The sequence below is a fragment of the Sphingobium sp. genome (genome assembly GCF_041987595.1).
Taxonomy (GTDB): Bacteria; Pseudomonadota; Alphaproteobacteria; order Sphingomonadales; family Sphingomonadaceae; genus Sphingobium.
The window spans coordinates 1-14,407 of record NZ_JBHIWJ010000099.1 but is presented as its reverse complement, the minus strand read 5'-3'; the positions used below and the strand labels follow the sequence as shown (position 1 = coordinate 14,407).

Below are 14,407 nucleotides of genomic sequence, written 5' to 3'. Positions count from 1 at the left end.
CGAAGGTGACGTGCAGACCGTGGGTGCCGACCAGCGTGAAGAAGGACGACAGGAACGCCGAACGCCACGGACCCGCGCCCTCATGGATGAGGTGCGCGAATTCGTAGAGTTCGATGAACAGGAACGCCCCGCCGAACAACAGCGTGACGAACAGCCAGCCCTGGGTGGCGCTGACCCGGTTCTTCTCCATCGCCAGCATGGCGAAGCCATAGGTGATCGACGAGAACAGCAGCATCGCGGTGTTGAGCGCCACCAGCGGCAGGTCGAACAGGTCCTTGGGGCCGGGGCCGCCGGCAAAGCTGCCGCCAAGCACGGCATAGGTGGCGAAGAGGATGGCGAAGATGAGACAGTCGCTCATCAGATACATCCAGAAGCCCAGATTGGTGCTGTGGCCTTCGTGGAGGTGCGGTTCCTCGGGCAGATGATAGGCCCGAGGTTCCATGGTTGCAGTTGCGCTGCTCATAAGTGTCAGGCTCCCAGCGCGGCGAGGGTGCGCGTGCGCTCTTCCTCGGTACGCGTGACGACATCCTGCGGGATGTAGAAGTCGCGCTTGTAGTTGAAGGTATGGCCGATCGCGACGGCGACGATCCCGACGAAGCTGAGGCCCGCAAGCCACCAGATGTACCAGATCAGCGCAAAGCCGCAGAGCGTCGCGAGAGCGGCGAGGATCACGCCCGCGCCGGTGCTGCTCGGCATGTGGATCGGCTGGTAGCCGGAGAGCGGACGCTGATAATTGTTCCGCTTCATGTCCGCCCATGTGTCGGTGTCATAGACGACCGGGGTGAAGGCGAAATTATATTCCGGCGGCGGCGACGATGTCGCCCACTCCAGCGTGCGGCCGTCCCAGGGGTCGCCGTCCACGTCCTTCAGCTCCTCGCGCTTCCAGATCGAGACCGCGAACTGGACCAGCATGGCGCCGATGCCCGCCGCGATGATCGCAGCGCCGATGGCGGCAATGACGAACCAGATGTGGATCGACGGATCGTCGAACACGCGCATGCGGCGGGTGACGCCCATCAGGCCGAGGATGTAGAGCGGGGTGAAGGCCAGCCAGAAACCGACCTGCCAGCACCAGAAGCTCACCTTGCCCCAGAAGACGTTGAGCTTGAAGCCAAAGGCCTTGGGCCACCAGTAGTTGATGGCCGCGAACAGGCCGAACAGCACGCCGCCAATGATCACATTATGGAAGTGCGCGATCAGGAACAGCGAGTTGTGCAGCACGAAGTCGGCAGGGGGAACGGCAAGCAGCACGCCGGTCATGCCGCCGATCGTGAATGTCAGCATGAAGGCCACGGTCCACATCATCGGCAGCTCGAAACGGATCTTGCCGCGATACATGGTGAACAGCCAGTTGAAGAGCTTGGCCCCCGTCGGGATCGAGATGATCATCGTCGTGATGCCGAAGAAGCTGTTGACGCTGGCGCCGGATCCCATGGTGAAGAAGTGGTGCAGCCACACGAGGTAGGACAGCACCATGATGCAGCAGGTCGCATAGACCATCGAGGTGTAGCCGAAGAGACGCTTGCCCGAGAAGGTCGAGGTGACTTCGGAGAAGACGCCGAACAGCGGCAGGATGAGGATGTAGACTTCCGGGTGGCCCCAGATCCAGATGAGGTTGACGTACATCATCGGGTTGCCGCCGAAATCATTGGTGAAGAAGGCGGTGCCGGCATAGCGGTCGAGCGACAGAAGGACGAGCGTCGCGGTCAGGATGGGGAAAGACGCGACGATCAGGATGTTCGCGCAGAGCGAGGTCCAGGTGAACACCGGCATCTTCATGAGCGACATGCCCGGCGCGCGCATCTTCACGATGGTCGCGATCAGGTTGATGCCCGATAATGTCGTGCCGACACCGGCCACCTGCAGCGCCCAGATGTAATAGTCGACACCCGTCGCCGGGCTGTAGGCGATCCCCGAAAGCGGCGGATAGGCGAGCCAGCCGGTCTGGGCAAATTCACCCAGGAACAGCGAAGCCATCACCAGCACCGCGCCGCCCGTGGTCATCCAGAACGAGAAATTGTTCAGGAAGGGGAACGACACGTCGCGGGCGCCGATCTGCAACGGGACGATATAGTTCATCAACCCTGTGATGAACGGCATCGCCACGAAGAAGATCATGATGACGCCGTGGGCGGTGAACACCTGATCATAGTGATGGGCGTTGAGATAGCCTTCAGACCCGTTGAAGGCGAGCGCCTGCTGGAGACGCATCATCACCGCGTCGGCAAAACCGCGCAGGAACATGATAAGACCCAGCACCATATACATGATGCCGATCTTCTTGTGATCGACGCTGGTGAACCACTCCTTCCAGAGATAGCCCCAGAGCTTGAAATAGGTGAGCGCTGCGACCAGCGCCGCGCCGCCCAACATCACCGCGACGAAGGTCGCGACGACGATGGGCTCATGCCATGGGAACGCATCCCATGTCAGACGACCGAAGATCATCTGTGCTGTTGTCATTGTGCCAGTCATGGGCCTTACCGATGCTGCGCGTGCGCGTCAGCGCCGCTATGAGAGGAGTGATCGGAAGTCGTGTGATCCGGGTTGGGGGCTTCCGTCGCGCCGGGCGCGTCGGGGGCGGTCTGCACGCCCTCGTTGCGCTCGGTCTGATCGATCACATGGCTGTTGGGAAAATCGTAGCGGAGGCCCTGGGTCTCCCTGGCCGATTCCTTGCCCGCGCCGCCCATCATGTTGATGTGCATCAGCTCGCCCATGCATCGCTGGCCGGGCTTGGGGCAGAGATTGACGACCGCGTCGAACAGCTTCGGCTCGACGGCGGAGAAATAGGCTACCGGCGCCTTTTCCGACGGCTTGGCAAGGGTCAGATAGACATTGCGGTCGAGATTGACGCCGCTCGCCTTGACCTTCGCCACCCAGCCGTCGAAACCGGCCTTGTCCAGCGCTCTGTAGCCAAAGCGCATATGGCTGAAGCCCGCGCCCGAATAGTTGGCGGAGAAGCCGACGCCGCCTACCTCCTTGTTGGCGACCGCATGCAACTGGGTCTTCATGCCCGGCATGGCATAGATCTGCCCGGCCAGTTCAGGAACGTAGAAGCTGTTCATCACGGTCGATGCCGTGATGTCGAACTGCACGGGCACATTGACGGGCACGGCCAGCTCATTGACCGTGGCGACACCCAGTTCCGGATAGATGAACAGCCATTTCCAGTCGAGCGCGACCACTTCGACCTTCAGCGGCTTCACCTTGGGGTCGATCGCGGTCTTCGCGTCGATCCTGTCGAGCGGGCGATAGGGGTCCAGCTTGTGCGTGCTCACCCAGGTCAGTGCGCCCAGACAGATGATGATCAGCAGCGGCGCCGACCAGATCAGCAGTTCCAGCTTGGTCGAATGATCCCAGTCGGGATCATAGTCTTTTTCAGCTGCCTTGTTCGCCGCGCGGTAACGCCAAGCGAAGAAGACGACCATCGCCATGACGGGAACGACGATGAGGAGCATCAGCGCGGTCGAGATCAGGATCAGATCGCGCTGCTGCACCGCAATATCGCCCGACGGGTTCATCACGACCCAGTTGCAGCCCGCCAGCGGCGCCGCAAGGATCGGAGCGGACCAGCGGAAAAGCCGGATCCAGTTGGGTGAGGAAGGGTGTGACATGGGCGCGCGACTAACCTGTCTGCACAGAGTCGGATAGTGGGCAATTTGTCCCATTGTGCGCAGATGCAAAAAATGCTGAAGGCGTGGGATACTGCTTAGACTCTGCGGGTTTTCTGTTATGTTGCCTTTCCGTGGCCACCGGCAGAACAAAAGATCGTTCCGGTGGCTTAGCCAAGGAGCGGATGCCTATGAGTTCACAGGCCATAAATTTCTCGTCCCGATCGCTGGAGGATGACGCGCGGCTGATCAACGCGCGGGACCACAAGATCGCGCCGGGTGACATTTCCATCGGGGTGATCATCGGCCGGACCTCCGAATTCTTCGATTTCTTCGTCTATGCCATCGCTTCGGTCATCGTGTTCCCGAGCCTGGTATTCCCTTATGTGGATGCGCTGACGGGCACCCTTTATTCCTTCGCGATCTTTTCCGTGGCCTTCATCACGCGACCCATCGGCTCGCTGATCTTCATGGCCATCGACCGCCGCTACGGGCGGGGAACCAAGCTCACAGCCGCGCTGTTTCTGCTGGGCGGGTCGACCGCGTCGATCGCCTTCATGCCGGGTTATGAGACGATCGGCCACTATGCAGCGGTCGTGCTGGTCATTTTACGCGCCGCGCAGGGTATTGCGCTCGGCGGAACATGGGACGGCCTCGCCTCGCTGCTGTCACTGAACGCGCCGCAGCATCAGCGCGGCTGGTATGCGATGGTGCCGCAACTCGGCGCACCCCTGGCGCTGCTCGTGGCGAGCGGCCTGTTCGCCTTCTTCCTGATGACCCTGTCGCAGGCGGACTTCCTCGACTGGGGCTGGCGCTACCCCTTCTTCGTGGCCTTCGCGATCAACGTCGTGGCGCTCTTCGCCCGTCTGCGAATCGTGGTGACGCATGAATTCGAACGCCTGTTCGAGCAAAAGGACCTGCAACCCTCCGCGGTGCTGCCGACCGTCCGGGCGGAAGGGCGCAACATCATCATCGGCGCCTTCGCCCCGCTGGCCAGCTTCGCGCTGTTCCACATGGTGACGGTGTTCCCCCTGAGCTGGGTCGCGCTGTTCACGAAACAGCCGCTTGAACGCTTCCTCATCATCGAGATGATCGGCGCGTCGGTCGGCCTGCTCGCGATCGTCGTCTCGGGCTTCGTCGCGGACCAGATCGGCCGCCGTTCGCTGCTGGCATGGTCGGCGCTTGGCATTGCGATCTTCAGCGTCATGGCGCCGCTGATGCTGAACGGCGGCGATTTGGGCGAAGTCGCCTTCATGATTCTGGGCTTCATGCTGCTGGGTCTGGCTTTCGGTCAGTCTTCCGGCGTGGTGGCATCGAACTTCGCGACCGAAGCGCGCTATACCGGCTCGGCACTGACGTCCGACCTCGCATGGCTGGTCGGCGCGGGCTTCGCCCCGCTGGTGGCCCTGCTGCTGTCAGTGAAGTTCGGTCTGGCCGCTTCGGGCATCTATCTGCTGTCCGGCGCGCTGGCGACCATAGTGGCGCTCTACATCAACAAGGAACTGGCGGCTCGCGATCGGTAAGGCGATCGGCCATCAGGAAAAAGGGCTGGAGAGGCATTCTCTCCAGCCTTTTTTCATGGGGGTCAGAGCGAAGCCCTCATCCGCGTCAGCGCCTTCCGGTCGAACCAGCCGATCGGCAGGGGCCGTGGTCCAAAGCGCGGCAACCACTCGCCGTAAAGCGCGTCCATCCGCTCCGGCAGCCCGGAAACGCCTTCCCTGGCCATGATGTCGGAAATGATCCGGTTCTGGAAATAGCGCACCGAATAGCTGGTCATGCGCCGATATTGCATCCGCAGCGTGGAGGGCCGCAGCGGACTCACCGCCTCGCAGCGAAAGCCCGCCTCCTCGCAGGCCAGCACCCGATCCCGCTCCCAGTCCGCATCCCGCCCCAAACCGGTATGCGCCCATGCGGCCACCAGCCCGTCATCCCCGACCAGATCCTCGGGCAACCGCAACCCTCGCGCCCGGATCGCGGCGACGAACCGTCCCGACAGGGCATAGAGATCCCCGAACAGCCCCCTTTCGTCACGCAGGCTTTGCCGGTACAGATCCACCGACCGCCCGTTGACCGGCATCCCCGCAGCCGCGTTGGCGCCCGGCTGTGCGGCGAGATCCGCGACCAGCGCGTCGATCGAACCCGCGACGATCTCCGCATCCCCATCCATGAAGATGACGGCCTGCTCGTCGCCGCGCAGCAGACCATGGACGAAATGGTTCCAGGTCCGCGACTTGCCCCCGATGGCAATGTCATGGACGAGCACATTTGCCCGTTCGCCCGCCGCCTCCCGCGCCCGCGCTGCAGTCGCGTCAGTCGACCCGTTCACCAGAACATGAAAAACCGTGTCCGCCCGATCCAGCGGCAGCGAAGCGAGGCAAAACCCGATCCGCCGCTCCTCCTGATGCGCGAAGATGCCGACCGCGATTCCCATGGCCTTTCAGCGGAAATCCCAACTCTGCTGGCCCAGTTGCATCAGGTCCAGCCCATCGGTCTCCTGCTGCGCGCTGATCCGCGCGGGCACCACCGCCGAGAGGATCAGCGCGATGATCGCCGATCCCACCATGGCCCAGAGCGCGACCATCGCGATGCCGATCAGCTGCGCGACGAAGGCGCTGCTCAGGCTGATCCCCGCGGCAAAGCCGACCCCGCCCAGAGCGGGCAGGACGAAGGGGACCAGCAGCAGCGTTCCGGTCAATCCGCCCAGCCCGTGGATCACGAAGACATCCGTCGCATCGTCGATCCGCCTGGCCAGCAGCGCCTTGCCGATCCGCGCCACCAGCGCCGCAAGCAGGCCGATGACCATCGCCCCGCCCATCCCGACCAGCGCCGCGCAGGACGAGATCGCGGCCAGTCCCGCCAGAGCGCCCGAAATCACGCTCATGGCCGTCACCCGCCCGCTCGCGAAACGTTCCGCCGCCATCCAGCCCAGCGCTCCCGCGCAGGCCGCGAAATGGCCGTTCAATATGGCCGTGGCCGCATCGTCCGTGGCGCCCAGCACCCATCCGCCGACGATGCCCGCCCAACCGATCCAGATCAGCGCCCCCCCGACCAGCCCCAGCACCGGCGCATGGCTTGCGGTCGCGGCTTGCCGCCTGCCGACGATCAGCAGCAGCGCCAGAGCCGAAAAACCGGCGCAAAGATGCACCACCAGCGCCCCGGAAAAGTCCATGACGCCCAACCCTCCCAGCCAGCCGCCGCCCCAGACCCAATGCACCACGGGCGCATAGACCAGCAGCAGCCAGAGCGCCGCGAACGTCGCCATCCACCCGATCCGCACCCGTTCCGCCACCGCGCCCGGCAGCAGGCAGGCGGCCAGGATCGCCAGCGCCATCTGGAACAGCGCAAAGGCCGAGTCCGGCACGGTCAGCCCGTCGCGCAGCGCTGCCATATTGGCGAGCAGCAGATGCCCCCCGCCACCCAGCCAGCCGCTTCCCGGCGCATAGGCAAGGCTGTAGCCGGCCATCCCCCAGAGCAGCGAGACAAGCGCCGCCACCACTAGCCCATGCGTGGCAACGCACAATGCGCTGCGCACATTTACAAGCCCGGCATGGCGCAGGACCAGCCCCGGCAGGGCGGCCAGCAGCACCAGCAGGCTGCACAATATCACCCATCCCGTATCGCCGCTGTCGGCCACGGCCACCTGCGCCAGGGCCTGTTGGGGAATGGCGGCCGCCATAAGGGCCGGGGCAAGAAAGGGCAGGGCAGGAAAGGGCTTCATCACGTCCGTCTACCGCGGTCGGGTAAAGACTTGGCTAAACTCAATCCTGTTCGCTCAGGACGGGGGATGGTCCCGGCCCTAATAAGCCTCGCCGCCGCAGCTGATCCGCCCGGTCCCGCGATTGTCGACGCTACAGGCCGCCTTGCCAGTCACCGTGACGTCCCCCGATCCTGAGGCCATAACCTTCGCCGTCACGTCCGCCGACAGGACGACATTGCCCGGCCCGTCATTCACCACCGTCACCTGCCGGACCCGCAGCGCTTCCGCGGCGACCGCGCCCGGTCCGCTCACCCGCACACTGGCGATCCCGGCCCGGCCCGCGACCTGCGCCCGCCCGGCGCCCGCGACGCCCAGACTGAGCTGGTCCAGATCCATCGCCGCCACGCTGACGTCGCCATTGCCGCCCAGCACGATCTCGCCCCGGAGCCCCTTCATCCGGCTGACCGATACCGATCCGCCGCCGGTCAGCACCACCCGCGCCAGATCCCCGGTCGACAGCCACAGCACCGCGCGCCCGCCGGATTTGTCCCCCGGCTGCGCCCGCTGCATCGTCACAGCAAGCAGACGCCCCGACACGTCCAGCTTCAGCCGGTCGAGCAGCTTCTGATCGCCTTCCGCCCGCGCCGATGCGCCCGCGCCGGTGGTGATTATCACCTCGACCGGCGCGTCCACCCGGATCGCGTCGAAGCTGGTGACGGTGAACCCGCGCGTTGCCGCCCCCGCAGGAGCCGCCGCCATCGCGATCAACAGTGCAACGAAACGGAGACAGTGCATGACGATCCTTCAATCTCTGTTGATCCGACGATAGGCATGGGGCGTGGCGGGTCCAAGCCCTCTTGTTCGTCGCACCGGATCAGGCAAGATCGTCATGCTTTGGCAAAGGGACATGCGGCGGATGCGCAGATGGATTTCCGGTCTTCTTCTTCTGGTTTCGCTCAGCGGGACGGCGATGGCGGCAGGGCAGGATCGCGGCAAGTTCTGGTGGAGCCATGTCCAGACGCTCGCCAGCGACGCCTTTGAAGGCCGCGGCACGGGCAAGCCGGGCTATGACAGGGCGGCGGACTATGTGATCGGCCAGTTCCGGGCGCTTGGCCTGAAGCCAGCCGGGATCGACGGCTACCGGCAGCCCATCGCCTTTGTCGAACAGGTCATTCTGCCGCAGGGCAGCAGCGCCCGGCTGACCGGCCCACAGGGCGAAACGCCGCTCTCCACGCCTGCCGACATCATCTTTTCGGGCGGCGGCGGACCCGCGCCGGAAAGCGTGAGCGCGCCGCTGGTATTTGCCGGTTACGGCCTGCATCTGCCGGAGGCGGGCCATGACGATTTCGCCGGTCTGGACCTCAAGGGGAAGATCGTCGTCGTGGTTTCCGGCGGCCCTGCGGGCATCTCCGGCGCGCTCAAATCCCACGCGCGCTCCGAACGCGCGCAATGGCTGGCCAAACAGGGCGCGCTTGGCCTGATCCAGCTGGTCACGCCCAAACAGGTGGAAATTCCATGGGACCGTCGCATGGCGCTCGCCAGCCAACCCGCTCTCTTCTACCGCGATGCGGCGCTCAGGGACACGGTCCGGCCGTTTCTGAACGCCCAGATCGATCCCGCCAGATCCGCGTTGCTGTTCGCCGGATCGGGGCACGACTTCGCCGATCTCGCTGCCGCCGCCGACAGGTCCGCGCCGGTGCCCGGCTTCCCGCTGGCCCAGCGCCTCGATGCGACAGTGGCGGCCCGGCGTTCCGACCTGTCGTCGCCCAACCTGATTGCGGTCATGCCGGGCGCGGATCCGACGCTGAAAAGCCAATATGTGGTCCTCTCCGCGCATCTCGACGGCTATGGCGTGGGCACGCCGATCAAGGGGGATGCGATCTACAACGGCGCGCTGGACAATGCTTCGGGCGTGGCTAGTCTGCTCGAAATTGCGCGCGCATTGCGCGACGGCAAGGTGAAGCCCCGGCGCTCGATCCTGTTCGCCATCGTCACCGCCGAGGAAAAAGGGCTGCTTGGATCGCGCTATTTTGCCCAGCGCCCGACCGTGCCGCGAAAGGCGATCGTCGCCAATCTCAATTTCGACATGGCGCTGCCCATCTTCCCGCTGACCAGCGTGACGCCGATCGGCTACGACCAGAGCAGTCTTGGCAGGGATGCCGCCGTGGTCAGCGCAGAGATGAACCTGCCGATCGTTCCCGATCCCTTCCCCGATCGCAACGTCTTCATCCGGTCCGACCAGTATAGCTTCATTCGCACCGGCGTCCCGGCGCTGTTCTTCAAATATGGGTTCAGGGCCGGGACCCCTGAAGCCGAGGTCGAAAAGGCATGGCGCGCCAACATCTATCATTCGCCCAGGGATGATGCGAACCAGCCGGTCATGCCCGACCAGTCGGTGAAGCTGAACGACTATGTCGCCGCCGTCACCCTGCGCGTGGCCAATGCGCCGCAGCGGCCGGAATGGAACCGGGACAGCTTCTTCCGCCGCTTCGCCAGATAGCCTGCTCGCGCTTGATCGCGGGGGAGGAGCGGCCTACACCCCGGCGATGACCAACGCTTCCTATCCGGCGCTCCGCCTGCGCCGCACCCGCGCTTCGGCCTGGAGCCGCGCCATGTATGCCGAAAATCGCCTTGCGCCCAGCGACTTCATCTGGCCGCTGTTCGTCACCGAAGGGCAGGGCGTCGAGCACCCGATCGGGTCGCTTCCGGGCGTATCGCGCTGGTCGGTGGACCAGATGGTCGAGCGGGCGAAGGAAGCGCGGGCGGCGGGTATCCCCTGCCTGGCCCTGTTCCCCAACACTCAGCCGGAGCGCCGCAGCGATGACGGCGCCGAGGCGCTCAATCCCGACAACCTCATGTGCCGCGCCATCCGCGCCATCAAGGATGCGGTGCCCGACATCGGCATCCTGACCGACGTGGCGCTCGATCCTTATACCGCGCACGGACAGGACGGTCTGCTCGACGAGGCGGGTTATGTGGTCAACGACGCCACCATCGATGCCCTGATCGGCCAGTCGCTCAATCAGGCGGCGGCAGGCGCCGACATCATCGCGCCGAGCGACATGATGGACGGCCGCGTCGGCGCGATCCGCGAGGCGCTGGAGGAAGAAGGCCACGCCAATGTGCAGATCATGGCCTATGCCGCCAAATATGCGAGCGCCTTCTACGGCCCGTTCCGCGATGCGGTCGGCTCAGGCGGGCTGCTGAAGGGCAACAAGAAAACCTACCAGATGGACCCTGCCAACGGCGAAGAAGCGCTGCGCGAAGTCGCGCTCGACATTGCCGAGGGCGCCGACAGCGTGATGGTGAAGCCGGGCCTCCCCTATCTCGACATCATTGCGCGGGTGAAGGACCGTTTCCAGGTGCCCGTCTTCGCCTATCAGGTGTCGGGCGAATATGCGATGATCGAGGCCGCCGCCGCCGTGGGGGCAGGGGACCGCGACGCACTGGTGCTGGAAACGCTGATGGCGTTCAAGCGGGCCGGTTGTTCGGGAGTTCTCACCTATCACGCGCTCCACGCCGCGCGCCTGCTGGGAGCCTGACATGACCGATCACCCCGAAGTCTCGATCATCCCCTTCAACGGCCGGATTCCGAAAATCCACCCCAGCGCCTTTATCGCGCCGGGTTGCCGGATCATCGGCGATGTGGAGGTCGGTCCGGACGTCAGCATCTGGTATAATTGCGTGATCCGGGCCGATGTGAACTTCATCCATATCGGCGCGCGCACCAATATTCAGGACGGCACGGTCGTCCATTGCGACAGCCCCGGCGATCGCGCCGACGGACGCCCTGCGGAGGGCTGGCCCTGCATCATCGGGGAGGACGTGCTGATCGGCCATATGGCGATGGTCCATGGCTGCGTGCTTAAGGACCGCGCCTTCGTCGGTCTGGGCGCCATCGTGATGAGCGGCTGCACGGTGGAAAGCGACGCGATGCTCGCGGCGGGCGCGCTGCTGTCGCCGGGAAAGACCGTCGCCCACCGCCAGCTCTGGGCCGGCCGCCCGGCCAAATATATGCGCGACCTGACCGACGAAGCGCTGATCGACATGCGCGAGGGCGTCGAACATTATATTCACAACGGCAAGGCGCACAAAGGGGCGGTGAAGGCGGCCTTCCCGACCGGCTAACCTGCTGGATCGACGGAATCAGGGCTGGGCGAGCCGCCCCTTGAGCGAGTCGATGCGGTCATTCTGGCTGTCCACAATCGCGAGCGCAGATCCCCGCGCGGCCTCGATCGTGTCGATCCCGCCGCTGACCTTGCCTTCTGACACGGCATTGCTGCGCTCGACATACAGCACATCTAGGCTGGCAAGCGCGGAGACGCTGTCGTTGCGCGCGGACTCCAGCGCACTCAGCGCCGTCTGGGCCACCACCCATGCCTCGCTCGACACTGCCGACCCCGCTGCGGCCTGCGTGGCCCTGTCTGCCGCAGGCCATGCCTCGTCGAAGGCCTTTCCCCCGGCCTGCGCCTGCGCCGTCAGCCGGTCGACATTCTGGACGAGTTCCGGCTCGGGCGCGACCGGCGAGGGCTGCGGCGCGGCTTCGGAAATGGGCGCGTCTTCGATCGCCCGCTTGGCGAGCGAAGGATAGCCCTGAAAGGTGCTGGCACAGCCAGACAGGAACAGAGCCAGATAAGGGAGCAGCCGACGCGGGTTCATGGCCTGCATCTAGGATGACCCGCGCCGGGAGGCAAGATCAGCGGGGAAGCGCCGCCGCTTCGCGAGCCAGCGCCTCGATCTTCGCCGGATCGACCGGCCCCTTCGGCACGACCCAGCTGCCGCCGACGCATTTTATGAAGGATTCCGCCAGCCATCTGGGCGCGCTTTCCGCCGTGATTCCGCCGGTCGGGCAGAAACGCGCCGTATGCAGCGGCGCGGCCAGGGCCTTGAGCGCGGGAAGCCCGCCCGAAGTCTCCGCCGGGAAGAATTTGAAGTGCGTCAGACCCATGTCCATGCCGCGCATGATGTCGCCTGCCGTGGCGGTGCCGGGCAGGAAGGGGATGCCCGCCGCGATCGCCGCCTTGCCCAGCGGCTCGGTCAGGCCGGGGCTGACGACGAAGCGCGCGCCCGCCTCCATCGCCGCATCAAGCTGCGCCGGATTGAGCACGGTCCCGGCGCCGACCACGGCGCCCTCGACCTGGGCCATTTCCCGGATCACGTCCAGCGCCGCAGGGGTCCGCAGCGTCACTTCCAGTGCGGGCAGGCCGCCCTTCACCAGCGCCTGCGCGATCGGCAACGCATCCTCGACCCGGTCGACCACCAGCACCGGAATCACCGGCGCCAGTTCCATCACCTGTTCCACGCTCAACGCCATCATTTCTTCTCCCGAAAGGCCGCGGCGGCGCCGTACAGCCCGATTTCATCATGCAGGGCAAGGCGGATCGGCACCGATTTCATCAGGCTTTCGAACCGCCCCTTGGCGGTGAAGCGCTGGTGGAACCCACTTTGCGGCAGCCATTCGCGCATGCGCTGGGTCAGCCCGCCCGCCAACACGACGCTGTGCGGTCCCTGCGCCAGCGCGAGATCGCCTGCGACCGATCCGTAGGACAATGAAAAACGTTCCAGCGCAGCTCGCGCGAATTCATCGGTGCCGTCGAGGGCTGCCTGCCACAATTCGGCATCTTCCATCAGCACGACCCGGTCATGGCCGATCGTCGCCATCGCCTTGTAAATATTGTTCAGGCCGGGTCCCGATACGATCCGCTCGGTCGACACGCGCAGGAACTTGTCGCGCAGATAGGCCAGGATCTTTTCTTCCAGCGGATCGAGCGGCGCAAAATCCAGATGTCCACCCTCGGTCGCGATCACATGCGGCTCGCCGTCGTCGAAAGCGATCATGGCCACGCCCAGTCCGGTGCCGGGGCCAAGGATCGTTACCCCGCCGTCACGCGGGAAAGGCCTGTCTTCCCCGAACAGCAGCGGCAGATTGTCCTGCGGCAAGCGAGCGACGGCATGGGCCACCGCCTCGAAATCATTGACCAGCCGCAGATGTTTCAGGCCCAGTTCCTCGTCCAGCGTGTCCGGACGAACCGTCCAGCTGCTGTTGGTCAGTTTGATGACTTCGCGCCCGATGGCAGTGGCAAAGGCGATGGATGCGGAAGTGGGCAGCTTGCCCTTGCCGTCCTTCGCTTCATCTTCGGCAAAGGCCACCCAGCAGGCCTGAAGGCTGGGATAATCGGCGACCTTATATTTGCGCACCTTGCCCAATGTCGGCACGTTGCGGGCATCCAGCCTGGCGCGCGCGAAACGTGCGTTGGTTCCGCCGATATCGGCTGCAATGATTTCAGTCATATTCTCTCTCCGACGGCCCGCGAAGGAGCCGCCACCACTGACCCGCCTGCACGAACGGATGATCTTAGATTTCGGTTTCCATCGCCGCGAGGATCGGGGAGGCGCCCGCCTCCGCCAGATCGCTATGATGCCGGAACAGCGCGAACAGCTCGCGGCCGGTGTCATAGGGGGAAGGGGGCGCCGCCGGGATGTCCCGCGCCTCCCATGTCGCCGCATCGACCAGCGCCGTGACTTCCCCCGTTTCCGCGCAGACGCGCACCAGATCCCCATCGCGCAGCTTGCCGATCGCGCCGCCGCCCAGCGCCTCGGGCGACAGATGGATCGCCGCAGGCACCTTCCCCGAAGCGCCCGACATGCGACCGTCAGTGAGCAGCGCCACGCGGAAGCCACGATCCTGCAATACGCCCAGCGCCGGAGTCAGCTTGTGCAGTTCCGGCATGCCGTTGGCCTTCGGACCCTGAAAGCGCACGACCACCACGACATCTCGCTCCAGCTCGCCTGCCTTGAAGGCGCGCAGCACATCGTCCTGATCGTGGAAGATCGCTGCCGGCGCTTCGATGGTCCAGCGTTCCTTGTCGACGGCGCTCACCTTCATGACGCAGCGTCCCAGATTTCCGGACAGCAGCCTCATGCCGCCATCCGGGCTGAACGGGTTGGATACGGGCCGCAGGATCGAGTCATCCCTCGATTCCGGCACATCCTTCCAGACCAGCGCCTCATTCTCCAGCACCGGCTCCTGCCCATAATCGGCCAGCCCCTGGCGTGCGACGGTCAGAATATCGCCGTGCAGCAGGCCGTTTTCGAGCAA

14 protein-coding genes are annotated in these 14,407 nt (G+C 65.0%); 4 read left to right on the top strand and 10 right to left on the bottom strand.

Features of this window, described 5'->3' with window-relative positions; all coding sequences use genetic code 11:
* The 3 genes from ACFC3J_RS18585 to cyoA all read right to left on the bottom strand — a co-directional run.
* The coding region (locus tag ACFC3J_RS18585) for a cytochrome c oxidase subunit 3 (RefSeq protein WP_375197561.1) at positions 1–463 on the bottom strand (463 nt) is incomplete at its 3' end.
* 5 nt (positions 464–468) lie between these two features.
* Positions 469–2,475, bottom strand: coding sequence for a cytochrome o ubiquinol oxidase subunit I (gene cyoB, locus ACFC3J_RS18580; protein WP_375197560.1), 2,007 nt, complete (start codon positions 2,473–2,475; stop codon positions 469–471).
* 5 nt (positions 2,476–2,480) lie between these two features.
* On the bottom strand, positions 2,481–3,614 hold the full coding sequence (gene cyoA / locus ACFC3J_RS18575) for a ubiquinol oxidase subunit II (protein WP_375197559.1): 1,134 nt from the start codon (positions 3,612–3,614) through the stop codon (positions 2,481–2,483).
* A gap of 188 nt (positions 3,615–3,802) precedes the next feature.
* Between cyoA and ACFC3J_RS18570 the strand changes: the two genes are divergently transcribed.
* A complete protein-coding gene (locus ACFC3J_RS18570) occupies positions 3,803–5,134 on the top strand; it encodes an MFS transporter (protein WP_375197558.1) in 1,332 nt (443 codons plus the stop codon).
* Between the two features lie 62 nt (positions 5,135–5,196).
* Here the strand turns inward: ACFC3J_RS18570 and ACFC3J_RS18565 are convergent, their stop codons facing one another.
* The 3 genes from ACFC3J_RS18565 to ACFC3J_RS18555 form a co-directional block, all read right to left on the bottom strand.
* Positions 5,197–6,042: a glycosyltransferase gene (locus ACFC3J_RS18565; protein ID WP_375197557.1), complete on the bottom strand. Its 846-nt coding sequence runs from the start codon at positions 6,040–6,042 to the stop codon at positions 5,197–5,199.
* Positions 6,043–6,048: 6 nt separating this feature from the next.
* Complete coding sequence (locus tag ACFC3J_RS18560) at positions 6,049–7,329, bottom strand: ammonium transporter (RefSeq protein WP_375197556.1); 1,281 nt, start codon at positions 7,327–7,329, stop codon at positions 6,049–6,051.
* Between the two features lie 78 nt (positions 7,330–7,407).
* Positions 7,408–8,103 carry a GIN domain-containing protein gene (locus tag ACFC3J_RS18555; protein WP_375197555.1) on the bottom strand — a complete coding sequence of 232 codons (696 nt, stop codon included), beginning with the start codon at positions 8,101–8,103 and terminating at the stop codon, positions 7,408–7,410.
* 121 nt (positions 8,104–8,224) lie between these two features.
* Here ACFC3J_RS18555 and ACFC3J_RS18550 point away from each other — a divergent pair, with 121 nt between their 5' ends.
* From ACFC3J_RS18550 to ACFC3J_RS18540, 3 genes are read left to right on the top strand one after another with little or no spacing between them, the layout of a single operon-like run.
* The gene (locus ACFC3J_RS18550) at positions 8,225–9,808 is read left to right on the top strand and encodes a M28 family metallopeptidase (protein WP_375197554.1); all 1,584 of its coding nucleotides are present in this window, start codon (positions 8,225–8,227) and stop codon (positions 9,806–9,808) included.
* Positions 9,809–9,854: 46 nt separating this feature from the next.
* Entirely contained in the window at positions 9,855–10,850 is a 996-nt protein-coding gene (gene hemB / locus ACFC3J_RS18545; RefSeq protein WP_375197553.1) for a porphobilinogen synthase, read from the top strand.
* A 1-nt stretch (position 10,851) separates the two neighbouring features.
* On the top strand, positions 10,852–11,436 hold the full coding sequence (locus ACFC3J_RS18540) for a gamma carbonic anhydrase family protein (protein WP_375197552.1): 585 nt from the start codon (positions 10,852–10,854) through the stop codon (positions 11,434–11,436).
* Positions 11,437–11,454: 18 nt separating this feature from the next.
* Here the strand turns inward: ACFC3J_RS18540 and ACFC3J_RS18535 are convergent, their stop codons facing one another.
* The 4 genes from ACFC3J_RS18535 to ACFC3J_RS18520 all read right to left on the bottom strand — a co-directional run.
* Positions 11,455–11,967, bottom strand: coding sequence for a hypothetical protein (locus ACFC3J_RS18535; protein ID WP_375197551.1), 513 nt, complete (start codon positions 11,965–11,967; stop codon positions 11,455–11,457).
* Between the two features lie 37 nt (positions 11,968–12,004).
* Complete coding sequence (gene eda, locus ACFC3J_RS18530; RefSeq protein WP_375197562.1) at positions 12,005–12,622, bottom strand: bifunctional 4-hydroxy-2-oxoglutarate aldolase/2-dehydro-3-deoxy-phosphogluconate aldolase; 618 nt, start codon at positions 12,620–12,622, stop codon at positions 12,005–12,007.
* Positions 12,622–13,599 (bottom strand): glucokinase, encoded by a 978-nt coding sequence (gene glk, locus ACFC3J_RS18525; RefSeq protein WP_375197550.1) that lies wholly within the window; start codon positions 13,597–13,599, stop codon positions 12,622–12,624. The genes eda and glk overlap by 1 nt, the downstream gene beginning before the upstream one ends.
* Positions 13,600–13,663: 64 nt before the next feature.
* A partial coding sequence (locus ACFC3J_RS18520; protein WP_375197549.1) for a dihydroxy-acid dehydratase occupies positions 13,664–14,407 on the bottom strand: 744 nt, incomplete at its 5' end.

Excerpts from the sequence above, each read along its gene's own strand:
- cyoB (WP_375197560.1), bottom strand. The coding sequence starts at position 2,475 with ATGACTGGCACAATGACAACAGCACAGATGATCTTCGGTCGTCTGACA.
- cyoA (WP_375197559.1), bottom strand. The coding sequence starts at position 3,614 with ATGTCACACCCTTCCTCACCCAACTGGATCCGGCTTTTCCGCTGGTCC.
- ACFC3J_RS18570 (WP_375197558.1), top strand. The coding sequence starts at position 3,803 with ATGAGTTCACAGGCCATAAATTTCTCGTCCCGATCGCTGGAGGATGAC.
- ACFC3J_RS18565 (WP_375197557.1), bottom strand. The coding sequence starts at position 6,042 with ATGGGAATCGCGGTCGGCATCTTCGCGCATCAGGAGGAGCGGCGGATC.
- ACFC3J_RS18560 (WP_375197556.1), bottom strand. The coding sequence starts at position 7,329 with ATGAAGCCCTTTCCTGCCCTGCCCTTTCTTGCCCCGGCCCTTATGGCG.
- ACFC3J_RS18555 (WP_375197555.1), bottom strand. The coding sequence starts at position 8,103 with ATGCACTGTCTCCGTTTCGTTGCACTGTTGATCGCGATGGCGGCGGCT.
- ACFC3J_RS18550 (WP_375197554.1), top strand. The coding sequence starts at position 8,225 with ATGCGCAGATGGATTTCCGGTCTTCTTCTTCTGGTTTCGCTCAGCGGG.
- hemB (WP_375197553.1), top strand. The coding sequence starts at position 9,855 with ATGACCAACGCTTCCTATCCGGCGCTCCGCCTGCGCCGCACCCGCGCT.
- ACFC3J_RS18540 (WP_375197552.1), top strand. The coding sequence starts at position 10,852 with ATGACCGATCACCCCGAAGTCTCGATCATCCCCTTCAACGGCCGGATT.
- ACFC3J_RS18535 (WP_375197551.1), bottom strand. The coding sequence starts at position 11,967 with ATGAACCCGCGTCGGCTGCTCCCTTATCTGGCTCTGTTCCTGTCTGGC.
- eda (WP_375197562.1), bottom strand. The coding sequence starts at position 12,622 with ATGGCGTTGAGCGTGGAACAGGTGATGGAACTGGCGCCGGTGATTCCG.
- glk (WP_375197550.1), bottom strand. The coding sequence starts at position 13,599 with ATGACTGAAATCATTGCAGCCGATATCGGCGGAACCAACGCACGTTTC.